The organism is Schaalia sp. lx-100 (genome assembly GCF_021083625.1).
Classification (GTDB): Bacteria; Actinomycetota; Actinomycetes; order Actinomycetales; family Actinomycetaceae; genus Pauljensenia.
Map to the genome: position 1 here is coordinate 151,313 of NZ_JAJNRP010000004.1, position 14,670 is coordinate 165,982.

The following is a 14,670-nucleotide window of genomic DNA, read 5'->3' on the forward strand; positions in this document are numbered from 1 at the left end:
TGGGCGCAGTGCGGCACTCTTAGATACTCTTAGAGGGTGACAACGATGCAACGTTACCGTGAGGCAATGAGTCGGGCGCTTTTTTGTGCAAATAAAGCCCTAGAAACTGGTGATGTGCCGGTCGGGGCTGTAGTGATTGATTCGCTTGGCCGCGTTATTGGGCGTGGCTGGAATTGCCGTGAAGCAAATCATGATCCTTCTGCGCATGCTGAAATTATGGCTTTACGTGAAGCCGGTCAGCGTTTAGGGCGTTGGAACTTGGTGGGTTGTACTCTGGTGGTTACTTTAGAGCCATGCACAATGTGTGCAGGTGCGGCTTTATCTGCCCGTGTTGATCGTGTTGTTTTTGGTGCGTGGGATCCAAAGGCCGGAGCTGCTGGGTCTTTACGTGATGTTCTGCGCGACTCCCGTATGAATCATCGTGTGGAAGTGATTCCAGGTGTTTTGGCGAAGGAAGCGGCTTTGCAGTTACGCGCTTTCTTTGAAGTAAAACGAGGACAAAGTAGCCCGGCCTCGTACGACCTGCCTGTTCTTTCTGCCCCAAGGGTGTCACATATACATGAAACTGAGGATGAATATTCGCCTGAGTTACCTCCACAAGTAGCTGCCGCTCCACCGTTGAAAGTGCCGACTTTACGACAGAGTGGAAAACAGTCCTTGCCTGCTGTCTATGAAGGGCATCCTGTGTCTGAGGAGGTGGAGGTCGTGCGGCAACCATCCCCATTACCCAACGTGGATCGTGCTGTGCCCGAGGGGGAGGGGAGTGCTGAGCGTTCTTTGGAAAAGATTGTCGGTATTCCTGTGCGTCGACGTGTACGAAACTAACCCTACTTCGGGACAAGTTTTTATTCCCTTACTTTTCTGTGAGGATCCACAGATATGTTACTTTAAGATTTTATCTGTGTATCAATCTATTGCAAAGCATTTAGGACCTAAGGCGCAAAGAAAAATATTTTCTTGTGTTACTAAAATAAAAAGTAATTCGTGAACCCCCACAGAAAAGCGCAACCGCATGTGCGCTTTCAGTCCGTCCTTTAGAGTAAGGGGATGCTTCAACGCTGAAGCATACAGACATAGCAGTCTGAAACAACTGAAATAATTCGAAAGGTCCCACCATGAGACGAACACGAATCATTGGGCTTTTCGCTGCAACGGCACTTGTTGTTACGGGAATTTTTGCTCAGCCTGTTTCCGCAATAGCAGACGAGCCAGAAACACCAAGCACTACGCTTGCTGGGGTTTCTGCCGTTGTTCCATATTCCACGGATCAACGCATAGCGCAGTGGCAAAGTCTTCAATTTGGCCTCTTTATGCACTGGGGTGTGTACTCCATGTATGAAGGAAAATACAAAGAAAAAGTGCAGCGCATAGGATATCCAGAACAAATTAAAGCATGGGAAAACATCCCCCGCGAAGAATATTTAGAAACCGCGTCACGTATGACTGCGGAAAAGTGGGACGCAGCGCATGTGTGTGCCACAGCAAAAGCTGCGGGGATGAAGTACGTCATGATTACAACGAAACACCATGACGGATTCGCCATGTGGGACACGAAAACCACAGACTATGACGTTGTTGACCAAACCGCTTTTGGACAGGACCCGATTCGGCAACTCGCAGACGAGTGCGCCAAAGTCGATATGAAACTTGCGTTCTACTACTCAATTATTGACTGGGAAAAACACGAGCCAGAACCCTACAGTAACGTGAACCCGATTAGTGACGAACACCTGCAGTACAACCTACGTCAAATTGAAGAACTCATGACAAACTACGGGCCAATTGCTGAATTCTGGTTCGATATGGGCAAACCTACCCCCGCCCAATCACAGCAAATGGCCGACAAAGTCCGTTCCCTACAACCAAATACGACAGTGGTCAATTCGCGCGTATGGAACGATAAAGGCGATTTTGAAGTAGGCGGCGATAACTCCGTACCAACAGAATTTAGAATGGGACCATGGGAATCGATTCTCTCGATATTCCCTGCCTGCTGGAGCTACTGTTCAACATACAAAGCGAACCGTGCTGAAGCGAATGTGGTGCCAAAAACTAAAGAAGCAATTAACGGCCTTGTCACCGTTATCTCAGGCGGCGGACAGTACGCATTCAATATTGGCCCACGTGGTGACGGCTCTTTTGACCCATTCGACCAGAAAATTCTTGACAACTTGGCAGCATGGCGCACGCGACACCCAAATGCCATCGAAGGCGCGCACGCCACATGGTTCCCCATCCCGAATTGGGGACGCATCACAGCAAAAGACAGCTCCCTCTACCTATTCCCACGTAGCTGGTCAGATGGGTCAGAGGTATCCCTCTCAGGAATTGCTAATAAGGTTCAGTCAGTCACAATCGACGGAACAGACACACAATTACCATTCACGCAGGACGGCACAACACTTCGGGTGACTTTACAAGGGGACAACCCCGACGAATTTGTTCCCGTCATAAAAGTACAGCTCGACGGTGCGCCGATGATGGTCCCAGAAAACACTGTCTACCTCAACAATGGGGAAGGAACTGCCGGAACGCAAAACGTAGTCGATCTGCGTTCCGCGAAAGGACACGCCCTTACTTCTGCTTACGATGTGTATGTTGCCGACCAGTCAGGAAAGACCTTCCGTAATGTTGACTTTGAGTTCAGCGTCCAAGGACGAGGACTAGGAGTATCTGACCAGTACATCCTGACATTTGGCGATCAAAGCATGACCGTAACAGGGGAAGAACTTTCCAGCGGAATCGTGGGCGGCTCTTTCACCTTGGAACCACGCCAAGTCAAACGCTTACGCATACGACCGGCAAACCCGGCATATTACGCAAACCCGATACCTTTCACCATTCGATCAGTGACAATCACTGCGAGCGAAAACGAACAGATTGGCGTGGCACCCACATTCAAGATGCAGCCAGAAGAAACTGTATCTGTACGTGTCGGACAAACAGCAACATTCTCAGCTGTTGCAACTGGTCGCCCAAGCCCCACATACCAGTGGTACAGGGTAGACACGGATGGTCAGGTAACAGCTATCGAAGATGAAATCTACAATAGCTATTCTTTTGAGCCAACACTTGAAGACAACGGAACAAAATTCCGCGTGGTAGCAAAGAACACGGTCGGTGAAGTAACCTCACATGATGCACTCCTGAATGTGCTTCCACCTTCACTGAACTTGGCTTTAGAAAAACCCGCTCGTCAAATTACGACAGGCTGGGGAGGCTTAGCTGAACGCGCCGTCGACGGAAACACGGATGGTGTATGGAATAACGGCTCCCTTTCTCATACCAGCGGTCGAGACGAAGACCCATGGTGGGAGGTTGACCTAGAGGACATGTACAAAGTGACCCATGTGGACGTGTTTAACCGCGCTCAAGAATTTACATGCCAGTCACGGACGATTCCCTGTTCTGATCGCTTAAAAGATTTCTATGTTGTGGCCTCACCAGAACCGCTCAACGACCTGCTTTCCGCGGAAGAAACATTGGCATTACCAAATGTGAAGGCAATTAAAGTAGACGGTGTTGGCGGTTATCCAAGTACCGTTGATTTTGGAGGTTTTGAAGCACGGTACATTCGCGTGATTTTGCCCGGACGAGAGGCTTTAGCGCTCGCAGAAGTTGAAGTCTATGGGAAAGCAACGCAGGAGGCTCCTGAAATTGCTCCTATCCAGGTAACTAGCGATACTGATGAAGGTTTCTCAAGCGATGGTGATGGTCAAAGTCGGACGGTGACCGCTCGCGTTGGAACTCGTGTGACCGCTACGACCCAGGTCATCGGAACACCAGAGCCTACATTGCAATGGCAGCGTTTGGATGCCGGCAGTGAAGAATGGACCGCAATTGAGGGCGCTCAAGATCTGACGTACACATTCACGATAACGGAAGCGGATGAAGGAGCGTTTATTCGCCTCGTCGCTGAAAACAGCGTAGACACCGTAGAATCACAGCTTGTTGAGTTGCATGCGACGGTGACGCCAACTATCAGCGCGATCAACGTAAAGAAAGCAGGCGAGGACACGTTACTTGCTCTGAGTGATAAAGAGGGCAGGAAAGAGGTAGTTACTCATCGGGGAACAAATCTCACGCTAGGGGTGCAGGCTACAGGAACTCCTGCTGTAACGTATCAGTGGCAAAAGGCTCAGCTTGATGCTCAAGGGCATGTAGGCGAATGGGCACCCATTGAAGGCGCTGTGTCACCTACCTATTCCTTGACAGCAGATGAGGATACGCAAGGTTATGTTTTGCGTGTTGTGGTATCGAATGCGGCAGGTGAAGCAGTCAGCGATGTTCTTCGTGTCGCACTTGAATCGCAGACCCCGCCACCAGCATCAGATACGGACCCTGCTGTTCCTATGCCGGGTGCAGGAACAGACCCTGTTCCGTCACCTGGCTCAGGCACAATAGTGCCTCCGAGCGGTCCTCGCGTGGTTTTAGGTAACGTTGAAGGGAATGCTGTAGCACGTCAAGGTGAAGTAACCTTTACTGCTTCTGGTTTTGCTGCCGGTGAGGATGTTACTTTCACGGTACATTCCACCCCAATAGTTTTGGGTACGGTTCCTGCGGATTCTTCAGGTGTTGCCATATACACGTGGCGTGTGCCGGCTGACTTTGAGTTGGGTACACACCATGTGATAAGTGAGGGTGCCTCTGGCCTGCGTACGCAAGCTTCTTTCGAGGTGATTCCCACGGCAGATCAGGAAGGTAAAGGGACGCTTCATGAACAAGAGATCATATCCCCGAAGCCCCAAAATAAGGGTGGAGGTTTGGCGCATACAGGCGTTGAATCACTGAGCCTTGTTACCCTTTCTGGGTTGGCTGCCTTTTCTTTGGGATTCGTGTGTGTTTCACGTCGCCGCAGGGATCTTCTGTGAGGCACTAAGGTGAGGAAACCTGGGCGCTCATCCGCTCAGCCGGAAACTTCGGCTTTCGGATTCCTCTCCCAATGAAATAGGGGTGTCCTTGTCTGTAGAACTTCTACGGACAAGGACACTTCTTTATGCAGCACAGGGTCGCAGACAAAAGCAAAAAGCCCGCGATTTCTCGCGGGCTTTACTCAGTGGCTCCGACCGGTATCGATCCGGTGACCTTTCGATTTTCAGTCGAACGCTCTACCAACTGAGCTACAGAGCCAATTACCGGACCAGTGGTCTGGTGGCGACCCCGACGGGACTCGAACCCGCGACCTCCGCCGTGACAGGGCGGCGCGCTAACCGACTGCGCTACGGGGCCTTACAACAGGTGTAAGACCTATTGAATTATATCTTCACATCTCCGACATGAAGTTCGTACCCCCAACGGGATTTGAACCCGTGTCGCCGCCGTGAAAGGGCGGTGTCCTAGGCCGCTAGACGATGGGGGCCTGTTGGCCCGAACAATGTCCGGTGAACGTGGAAGATCATAGGCAGATTTCACCTCAAGAAGCAAAACGATTTGATGTGACTCCTATCACCTATCAAATATTGCTCCGTCACCACCGCTGCGTATCCGCCTAATCTGTACATATGACGGACCTGATGAATGCTGCGCATAATTTGTTCTCATTTCTGCTAAAAAGCGCGGAAGAAGAAGCACAAAGTGGCACCGCCGCCGAAGCCGTGGAAAACACAATCGACCTTGTTTTCCTCACAGGGGCGACGCTGGCAGGTGCAGCAATCGCTTTCATAGTGACCACAATCATGGCCGTAATTGCACGAAATCTCACACGCCGTTCAGCTGTTCTGGCTGCTCTGATGAAAAGAATCCGGGTAGCTGTCTATGTGGCTTTGATGCTGTGGGGCGCATGGGGAGGACTACAAATCGCCCTCCTCAACACAGATTTGGCGAATTGGTCACATACTTCCGCGCTCCTTGTTGTGCTTCACAGCATTGTTGTCCTAGGTATCTTGGCTCTGACCGCCATTGCCTACAAAGCAGCATGGATATTCCAAGATGCCGCGCGTCTGCGACAAAGTTCTGACCACGGTCGAGCACGCCGCTTTGAAACACAAGCGCAAATCATTCGCCGCCTCGTTCAGGTTCTTGTCGTCGTCGTTGGCGTATGCACAGCTCTATACACCTTTGAAACCGTCAGAATCGCAATGACAACAGTTCTTGCTTCAGCAGGCCTCCTCTCGGTTGTGGCGGGCCTCGCCGCCCAGCAAACACTGGGAAATGTCTTTGCCGGTTTGCAACTGGCTTTTACTGACGCTATCCGCGTAGGAGATGTGGTAGTTGTCGGTCCAAATGGTGAATCTGGAGCAGTGGAAGAAATCACACTCAGCTATGTGGTTGTCAGAGTATGGGATGAACGTCGCTTCATCGTGCCCTCCACCCACTTCACCTCAACAACTTTCGAGAACTGGACACGACGCACAGCCACTCGCTTAGGGCGAGTAGAAATCCAACTGGACTGGTCAGCGCCAATGGCCCTCATCCGACAATACGTGGAGAAACTGTTGCTTTCCAGCGACCTATGGGACGGGCGCACGTGGGCTGTGCAAATCAGTGCAGCCGACACGAACACAGTGACAGTGAGCATCCTCGTTTCAGCTCGCACATCAGGTGACCTATGGGATTTACGCTGCTATATCAGAGAAAAACTGATCCAATGGATCGTCTGTGAAGAACCGTGGGCACGTCCGGCGCAGCGGATACAACCACAAGAAATACAGCTCGTAGAACACGACACCTCACGTGAAGAAATCGCCCGCCTCGCCGCCGAATTAGCAGGAATTTCAGACGAGAACGCACACGAGGACACGCAAATTTCACATAAAACAGCCGCTGATGAACACAATGTGACAGATCCCGTACACGCAGCACGACTCCAAGCCTCTCGCCGCCGCTCAAAGCGAGCACGCAGACGAGCAATGGCTGTGCGCCAACGTGAACTGGCTGAAGGAGGAAAACTACAATCAGCTCCTGAAGGTGAAGATGCGCATGCAGATGAAGACGGCACTCAGATGCTGAGCGCGACAACGGTGATGCGAGTGATTCAAACGCATCGAACACACAGCCCCGAAAACCTACTGGTAACGGACGGCAAGGGTGAACGCCTGTACTCTGGGTCTGCTGAAGCAAAAGAACGCTCAAGTATGTGGGAAGGACCCGGCCAAGAAGTCCTAGCCGAACGTGAAGAAATGACACGTCTGCGTGATACTCGCATAAAACAGGACGAAAACTTTGCCGCTGGCATGGAACCTGAAAGAAAAACCTCAGAAGAACACGACAGTAATGTGCGCGTTATCCCTGCCGAGGAATCTTTAACACAGACCAGACAAATGCAAGCCGTAGATACGACAGAACCTTCAGATAACGCCTCTGCTCCAAAGAAAGCACGCAAGAAAAACCGTCGATAACTTTTAACCTATCGGAGTCAAAAACATGTGCACAGTCGGATCTGTGTCACACATGCTCCGCGGCCGTTGGATGGTAGTTTAAGGGGAGTAATGTGCGCGAAAGTACAGTGGAGTAGTTAATAATGCTGAGTGCTCTGGATTTTTTTCATAGCTGGCTTTTGTTTCCGCTTGCCCTTGTGATAGCGGGAGCAGTTTTCTGGCTTCCAGGCTTAATACCAAGCCTGATACTTGGAGTTCGGCGTGACCTCCTCGCTGTTTTTGCGCCGATCGGAAGCGTGATAATTGTGACGACCAGCGCTGTTTTTGCAGCCGTGCTGGGTGTGTCCTGGGGCTTTATACCGGTCGTTGCGGGAATCGCGGGGACTGCTCTGCTTGCTCTACTTATTCGACTGATTTTCCGCCGTGCAATTCGAGATGAAAAGTCTGGTGTGCCAGAAAACTCCGGTGCTTTTAGTTATACACACACTGACTTTTTACGCTGGGGATTACTTGCGATCATTTGCGTGACGATAACGATTCACTTTGCATGGCAAATCAAAATGCCTGGAGCATTCTCGCAAACCTGGGATAACACGTACCACCTTAATGCAGTCCAAGCAATACTTGATACCGGTAACGCTTCAACCTTGAATATGGACCTTTACGATGTCACGCTTCCGCGACGTCACTACTACTATCCGGGTGCCTGGCATGATTTAATCAGTTTGATTTGCCTCAGCGTGGGCGTACCTGTTTCGGTAGCTACCAATGCTTTCACTGTTATTGTTTCCTTCCTGTACTGGCCGCTAACTATTTCAACACTTGCGCGAGTCGCTTTCGGTAAGCGTCTGGTAACCCTTTTATCGATTCCTTTATCCCTCGCATTCCCACAATTTCCTTTGGGTTTCATCTGGTATGGCGTTCTTTACTCCAACCTGCTCTCATACGCACTTTTGCCAGCAAGCATTGCCTTCACTGTCCTTGGCCTACGACGCTTCTCACGTATTACAGGGTGGTACGCCCTGCTTGCAGCTGCGGGCGCAGTCGCTATGGTTATCACACAAGCCAATGCTGCGGTCCTTTTCGCTATCACATTCTGTGTGATTGCAGGTGTTTACCTTGCTCGCAGGATGAATCATTCTCCAGATGTGACACTCCTACGCAAAATCATCAATACGCTAGGGGCAACAGTTTTTACCGCCCTCTTATTAACCGCTCTGAATTTTGCTCTTGATAAGGTAGGCCCCATTTCCGTAATGCGTCGAGGCTATGAATACTCTTCTCCGCAAGGAAATATCATTCAAGCACTTATGCAACTTGGGACTTTAACAGGCGGTAATCCGACAAATGATTTCGGCATATATACCCTGTCTGAAATGCTGCCACTAGGAATTATGGTGGCATTAGGTATGCTGCTGTCCCTCATACATGGGCGTGCGCGCTGGACGGTTGCTTGCTACGCGATATGGTCATGCCTTTTCATCGCGTGCTTTGCAGCCCCTCCCGGCCCAATCCACGTGTACTGGGCTGGAATCTGGTACTGCGATCTTCCTCGTCTAGCAGGGGCTTTAATCGTGCTAGCCCCGATTTTTGCAGCCTACGCAATTTTCTGTTTCATCGAATGGCTACAGAAACACTTCCTTGTCCTACGCTCGAATACTTTGATCGCCGTAGTGTTAGTGCTTCTTTCAATATGTATTCCCGTTAATCATTCACTAACAAGCGTGTGGCATCGAGTAGCCGACAACTTCCGGATCACAAATTCCTCATTTGTTGATTCAGATGAACTCGCGCTTTTCCAATGGATGTCACAGAATTTGCCACAAGGTTCAGCTGTCCTTGGTAACCCCTGGGAAGGCGCGCCATTTGCGTGGGCAATCGGCCATACGCGCACAGTGTTCCCGAAAATGGAAGTCGATTTCCGAGACTCAGACTATGAGCTCCTTGCTACCTCATTAAAAGACTCCACAAAACGTCAGGAAGTCTGCAATATACTCAATCGGCAAGGAGCGCGTTACATCCTTGACCTTGACGATTCGTACATATGGGGCGGCAGTGGATGGAACGCCGAAAAACGCTACCCGTCATTTGATGAAGTGGACAATAGTGGAGTGGGTAAAGTCATTCAGCAGGTTGGAAAAGCTAAACTTGTAGAAATCACGATGTGCGAATAGCTTTCATGCGACGCTGAATGTAATGAGGTCATTTCATTCAACCTCACACAGTGAATAAGTGGAGGTAAATGCATGACGAGGATGGTGGTAAGACGATGAGTTCTCCAACAATCAGCATCATTATGCCGGTGTATGGTGTTGAAAACTTCATCGCTCGTGCGATTGAAAGCGTACAAGCGCAAACCTGCCAAGATTTTGAGTTCCTCATAGTTGATGACGGCTCCAAGGACGCCTCCGGCACAATCGCTGATCGTTATGCGATGACAGACTCACGAATCACTGTTTTTCACAACCAAAATGGTGGCGCACCTGCTGCTCGTAATTTCGCATTAGATCGAGCAGTAGGAAAATACGTCTACTTCATGGATGGTGACGACTGGGCTGAACCCACGATGCTCGCGGATATGCTCACAATCGCTGAAGATAATCAAGCTCAGCTTGTTGTTGCCGGATTCTACATCGACACGTACTACTCTCAGTCACGTTTTCATTCCGAAATAAAAAGTGTTCCCACACGCTACTACGTGGGGCCTCAAGATTTTCGCATGAATGCCCACCAGCTATTTGACGCGAACTTACTGTACACCCCGTGGAATAAGTTATTTTTACGAAGCTACCTCGAAGATCATTCGATTCGTTTCACCCCGACATTTTGGGATGACTTTCCTTTTGTTCTTGATGTGATTCGTAACATTGACACAGTCTGCGTCACCGAGAAGTCTTACTACCATTTCATTCGCGCCCGAGCTGAAAGCGAAACAGCGAAATATCGCCCAGGTGTCACCGAAAAACGAATTGAAGAAGACCGGTGGATGCAAGACCTGTACCGTCATTGGGAAATCGAAAATACTGATGCGCAAGAAATGATTGCGCGCCGCTATATTGAACGGCTATTCGGGTGCTTTGAAAACATTCTCAGCCCCCAGTCAGTTCTCAAAAAAACAGAACAACGTAAAGAAATCGCCGAACTTCTGCAAGCTCAACGAACAATTGAATGTTTACGTATTGCACGACCTCAAAGCACGTACAGTCGGATTATGTGGCTGCCATTACGCTGGAAATCTGTTCCTTTGATCGTATGTGAAGGAAAACTTATTTCTTTTGTCAAAAGGCATTTCACGAAGCTATTCGCGGTATTGAAAGCAAATCGTTAGGAGTTCACCGTGGGTGAGCAGAAAAAACAGATGCAGATAGCAGCGGTTGTTGTCACCTTCAATCGTTTGTCCTACCTCCAACGACTAATTCCGCGACTGCTTGACATACAAGAAGTGGACGCGATCCTCATAGTCGATAATGCCTCAACCGATGGCACACCCCAATGGCTAAGCGCCCTCAACAATGAGCGAGTAAAAGTTCACCTACTTGAACAAAATATGGGAGGCGCAGGAGGCTTCCACGTCGGACTTGAATGGTCATATTCTTTAGGTTACGAACTGACCTGGATGATGGACGATGATGGACTCCCAGACCTTGCCTGCTTAGGCACCCTCCTTGAATACCGAAACGATTTTGACTTTTGGGGACCCGCTGTTTTAGCTGAACAAAATCCAGAAAAACTCTGTTTCCCTGTGCGAGTACCACGTCATGCCACCGCTTCACGCACACTCGCTGAACTGGTTGAATATTCAAACTCAGGAAGTGTGGAAGGTGTTGTGATTCCTTTCAACGGCGTACTGGTAAAACGTAGTCTTGTGGAAAAAATCGGTGTGCCCCGTGCGGAATTCTTTATTTGGGGTGACGACGTTGAATATCTGTGGCGCGCAGCAAGGGCAGGAGCGCGAGTAGCAACAGTAGTTGATGCACATTTCCTGCATCCAGCTACCGATGATTTAGGTGCGCCCATGATGTTCGGTAAAACCACGTACAATCATTCACCCAGCGATTTGAAACACTACTGCATGGCACGCAATAACACGGTGAACCTTCTGGAATACCGCAGCATATTACATGTCATTGGTTTCTGGGTGAAAACCGCTTGGTTCTACACATTCGTAGTTCCCAGCATGTCACGGTGGAAAATATCAGTGAGCGCAATCTGGGCAGGCCTACGCAAAAACTTTACAGGCCATAAGCGCTTTTTACGCGGCTAGTTGCGGTGCCTCCACCCACGCGCCTTCCGAATAACAGCACTACTGAGGCGCACCATCGTATGAACAGGACGCGGGATAGTGCGCAGGTCCTCAATGAGGGTCTGCATTTGCTGTGAAAGGTTAGCTATCGTGTGGCGGTATTCGTTCAACGTGCGAATTTCTTCTGATAAAGACTGCATTTGCCGGTGCAGGTCAGCTATTTCTCTTTCCTGTCGGTCGAGCTTACATGAGAGACGTTCATGTAAACCGCTGAGGTGCAGTACCAATCCCAAACCATATTCGCTGACATACTCGCGTAAATACGTATCGCGTATCTGTGAATCAAGCTGTTGATGCAACTGGGATAATGAAGTAATGGAATTCCCCGTATCGGCACTGAAATCATTGGGGCGTTGATGCCAAAAAGCGAGCGGTTTACCTTCGATAAACCCAAAAGGACCTTTCAAAGCAAGACTGAGGTTCAGTAGCCAATCTTCAACGACAGGGAAGTTTCCTTCAGGCATCGCTTCACGAGCAGCTTCTGTGCGGTAGAGCGTCGCAATAGGAACAGTCTTATTTGCTCGCAGGAAATTACCAAGCGAAAGATAATTGTCGTGAGGCTGGTATATCCAACGGAATAATTCGGTGAAATCGTCACCGTTTTGTTCTTCAGCAATCACTTCTAGACGTACTGCAACGGCACTATGTGTCGGATGCGCATGTAAGAAATCTGTTGTTTTCTGGAGGAATTCAGGGTCCCACGTATCATCGTCGTCATGTACAGCGTAAAAAGTACCTGAAGCCTCGTGAACACCTTGCCGCCAGGCACCATCTCGCCCACGAGAGATTGGATTCGTTATCAGGCGAGTTTTTTGCGATAAGACGCTCTTTTCTGCCAGAAGTTGCGCTATCGGTTCTTCTGCGCCGCCATCGTTAATAATGAGCAATTCGTAATCGGTGAATACTTGGGAATCGATCGATTCAAGCGCTCGCCGTAAAAAGCGGTTGCGGTTCTTAGTGCGAAGGATTATTGATACTTGCGGAAAACTCATGTTTCCTCCCGCTTGGCACAGCTTTGGACGAGCTTTGGTTTTAATCATATCGACGGGAAAAGTTACGGTGCAACCGAACAGTAGGTGAAATTTCATCCGGTATTATGCCTGTGTGCAGGCAGAACACTTCACAACGCCACCACAAGAAAGCGAGATGCTGGTGAATAAACCCGTTCACTTTGTTCATAAAAGAGGCTTTTTTGCTGGCGAGGATGCCGACAATCATGTGAATGTGTATGAGAGTAACGGTCAGGTGCGAACATGTTCTCAAGTGACGGAAGGTAAACTTCATATGTCACTTGTTGGACCTTCTACCTATGTAAAGCGATGAATATGCGCATGGCAACCGTTTCAGTATGGAATTATGTAGGTAGTATTATCGCGCCACATTTTCCTAGCGCGACGAGTGAAATGAGAAGTCAAGACTAATGGCAGCAGGAAACCTTTCTGGATTTACGATACCTGGTAAATCACAAGGACTCTGGGGAGTTATTCAGCAGCGATACCTGCTGAATTTGATTGTCAAGAAAGAATTACGTATCCGTTACCGTGGTTCCTACTTGGGAATGCTCTGGTCCTACGCTAAACCTGCAACACAATTCCTGGTTTTCTATGTTGCAATTGGTAAGTTCATGGGAATGAGCCGTGCAATTGAAAACTACGTGGTGTACATGTTTTCAGGTGTTGTGCTCATTAACTACTTTAGCGAGATTTTCGGACAAGCAACACGATCAATTGTTCAAAATAAAGAGCTTGTACGAAAAATCTATTTGCCGCGCGAGTTATTCCCTATCTCCAGTGTGCGCGTGGCGATCGTTCACTTATTTCCGCAACTCGTGATCTTATCCGTAGGGGCGCTCCTTTTTGGGTGGCGACCAGGGTTTTTGAACCTTTTAGCTATCGTTGCGGGTTTTGTCATAATGACCCTTTTTGCATTGGGGCTTGGCCTGTGCGCCGCAGCCTTGAATGTCATGTTCCGCGATACAGAGAACTTTGTTGATCTGCTCCTCATGATTGCGACCTGGGCTTCACCGGTCCTGTACATGTGGACTATGGTCGATGCAGTTTTTACAGGCCCTTTGCGCTGGCTCTGGTATGTCTACATGAGTAATCCATTAAGCGTATGCGTTGAACTCTTTCATTACGCATTCTGGCATCCCACAGCCGGAGTGCACGCATCATTACTTCCGCATTTTGGTATGTGGGTTGCCATTGGATGCGTTATTTCGTTGGCAATGCTTGTTCTAGGAGAGCGAACTTTCCGGCATTATGACGGAAATTTTGCACAGGAGTTGTGATGAATCCTCAGCACATTAAAGACAGTACACATGTGGCAGTGCATGTTTCCCATGTGAAAAAAGAATTCTCACTTCGTCATACGCATACTTTGAAAGATCGACTGGTTTGGCGATTTACTCGGCGTAATCAAGCGCAAACTGACTACTTCCGCGCCCTTGATGATGTCTCTTTTGACATTAAGAAAGGCGAAAGCGTGGCATTGCTGGGCTTCAACGGCTCAGGTAAATCAACAATGCTGAAACTCATCTCAGGTGTTTTACAGCCAACATCGGGGACCGTTGGTTATCGCGGTCGAATTGCGGGTCTTATCGAGGTAGGTGCTGGGTTCCATCCTGATCTCACCGGCCGCGAAAATATATTTCTTAACGGTGCGATTTTAGGGATGACGAAAGCTCAAATTGAAGAATCCTTCGATGAAATTGTTGCCTTTTCTGAAATTGAAAAATTCATTGATACTGAGGTGAAATTTTATTCCTCAGGCATGTTCCTCAGACTCGCATTCTCTGTATGCATCCACACGAATCCGGATGTCTTTTTAATCGATGAAATTCTTTCTGTTGGTGATGAACCATTCCAACGTAAATGTATTCAACGTATTCGGCAGCTCCAAGGTGAAGGTAAAACGCTAGTCATTGTTTCTCATGACTTGAATATGGTGAGTGAACTATGTGACCGTGGAATTTTGCTTGAGCGTGGCACAATGGTCCTTGACGGACCTGTGAAAGAATGTGTCGCACGGATGCGTAATGAAGGCTGAGGA

At 49.1% G+C, this 14,670-nt stretch carries 10 protein-coding genes and 3 tRNA genes; 9 read left to right on the forward strand and 4 right to left on the reverse strand.

Annotated elements, in window-relative coordinates; genetic code table 11:
* Positions 1-45 precede the first annotated feature (45 nt).
* Both tadA and LRP54_RS04705 read left to right on the forward strand, forming a co-directional pair.
* Positions 46-825, forward strand: coding sequence for a tRNA adenosine(34) deaminase TadA (gene tadA / locus LRP54_RS04700; protein WP_231235233.1), 780 nt, complete (start codon positions 46-48; stop codon positions 823-825).
* Between the two features lie 290 nt (positions 826-1,115).
* A complete protein-coding gene (locus LRP54_RS04705) occupies positions 1,116-4,871 on the forward strand; it encodes an alpha-L-fucosidase (protein WP_231235187.1) in 3,756 nt (1,251 codons plus the stop codon).
* Between the two features lie 186 nt (positions 4,872-5,057).
* On the opposite strand, the gene LRP54_RS04710 is transcribed toward LRP54_RS04705, so the two are convergent.
* From LRP54_RS04710 to LRP54_RS04720, 3 genes are all read right to left on the reverse strand, one after another.
* Positions 5,058-5,130, reverse strand: a tRNA-Phe gene (locus LRP54_RS04710).
* Positions 5,131-5,152: 22 nt separating this feature from the next.
* Positions 5,153-5,229: transfer RNA gene (locus tag LRP54_RS04715), tRNA-Asp, on the reverse strand.
* A 57-nt stretch (positions 5,230-5,286) separates the two neighbouring features.
* Positions 5,287-5,359 (reverse strand) — tRNA-Glu (locus LRP54_RS04720).
* A 142-nt stretch (positions 5,360-5,501) separates the two neighbouring features.
* Here LRP54_RS04720 and LRP54_RS04725 point away from each other — a divergent pair.
* The 4 genes from LRP54_RS04725 (at position 5,502) to LRP54_RS04740 (ending at position 11,580) form a co-directional block, all read left to right on the forward strand.
* Entirely contained in the window at positions 5,502-7,337 is a 1,836-nt protein-coding gene (locus LRP54_RS04725; RefSeq protein WP_231204063.1) for a mechanosensitive ion channel family protein, read from the forward strand.
* Positions 7,338-7,459: 122 nt separating this feature from the next.
* The gene (locus LRP54_RS04730; protein ID WP_231235188.1) at positions 7,460-9,490 is read left to right on the forward strand and encodes a DUF6541 family protein; all 2,031 of its coding nucleotides are present in this window, start codon (positions 7,460-7,462) and stop codon (positions 9,488-9,490) included.
* A 68-nt stretch (positions 9,491-9,558) separates the two neighbouring features.
* Positions 9,559-10,644: a glycosyltransferase family 2 protein gene (locus LRP54_RS04735; RefSeq protein ID WP_231235189.1), complete on the forward strand. Its 1,086-nt coding sequence runs from the start codon at positions 9,559-9,561 to the stop codon at positions 10,642-10,644.
* Between the two features lie 9 nt (positions 10,645-10,653).
* Positions 10,654-11,580 carry a glycosyltransferase gene (locus LRP54_RS04740; protein WP_231235190.1) on the forward strand — a complete coding sequence of 309 codons (927 nt, stop codon included), beginning with the start codon at positions 10,654-10,656 and terminating at the stop codon, positions 11,578-11,580.
* On the opposite strand, the gene LRP54_RS04745 is transcribed toward LRP54_RS04740, so the two are convergent.
* Complete coding sequence (locus LRP54_RS04745; RefSeq protein ID WP_231235191.1) at positions 11,577-12,611, reverse strand: glycosyltransferase family 2 protein; 1,035 nt, start codon at positions 12,609-12,611, stop codon at positions 11,577-11,579. The two genes, LRP54_RS04740 and LRP54_RS04745, sit on opposite strands and share 4 nt — an antisense overlap.
* 112 nt (positions 12,612-12,723) lie before the next feature.
* Here LRP54_RS04745 and LRP54_RS04750 point away from each other — a divergent pair, with 112 nt between their 5' ends.
* The 3 genes from LRP54_RS04750 (at position 12,724) to LRP54_RS04760 (ending at position 14,667) form a co-directional block, all read left to right on the forward strand.
* A complete protein-coding gene (locus LRP54_RS04750) occupies positions 12,724-12,942 on the forward strand; it encodes a hypothetical protein (protein WP_231235192.1) in 219 nt (72 codons plus the stop codon).
* A 97-nt stretch (positions 12,943-13,039) separates the two neighbouring features.
* Positions 13,040-13,909: an ABC transporter permease gene (locus LRP54_RS04755; protein WP_231235193.1), complete on the forward strand. Its 870-nt coding sequence runs from the start codon at positions 13,040-13,042 to the stop codon at positions 13,907-13,909.
* 32 nt (positions 13,910-13,941) lie between these two features.
* Positions 13,942-14,667, forward strand: coding sequence for an ABC transporter ATP-binding protein (locus LRP54_RS04760; RefSeq protein WP_231204076.1), 726 nt, complete (start codon positions 13,942-13,944; stop codon positions 14,665-14,667).
* Positions 14,668-14,670 lie beyond the last annotated feature (3 nt).

What these genes read in the sequence shown, in the direction of transcription:
- tadA (WP_231235233.1), top strand. Translation starts at nt 46, where the DNA reads ATGCAACGTTACCGTGAGGCAATGAGTCGGGCGCTTTTTTGTGCAAAT.
- LRP54_RS04705 (WP_231235187.1), top strand. Translation starts at nt 1,116, where the DNA reads ATGAGACGAACACGAATCATTGGGCTTTTCGCTGCAACGGCACTTGTT.
- LRP54_RS04725 (WP_231204063.1), top strand. Translation starts at nt 5,502, where the DNA reads ATGACGGACCTGATGAATGCTGCGCATAATTTGTTCTCATTTCTGCTA.
- LRP54_RS04730 (WP_231235188.1), top strand. Translation starts at nt 7,460, where the DNA reads ATGCTGAGTGCTCTGGATTTTTTTCATAGCTGGCTTTTGTTTCCGCTT.
- LRP54_RS04735 (WP_231235189.1), top strand. Translation starts at nt 9,559, where the DNA reads ATGCATGACGAGGATGGTGGTAAGACGATGAGTTCTCCAACAATCAGC.
- LRP54_RS04745 (WP_231235191.1), bottom strand. Translation starts at nt 12,611, where the DNA reads ATGAGTTTTCCGCAAGTATCAATAATCCTTCGCACTAAGAACCGCAAC.
- LRP54_RS04755 (WP_231235193.1), top strand. Translation starts at nt 13,040, where the DNA reads ATGGCAGCAGGAAACCTTTCTGGATTTACGATACCTGGTAAATCACAA.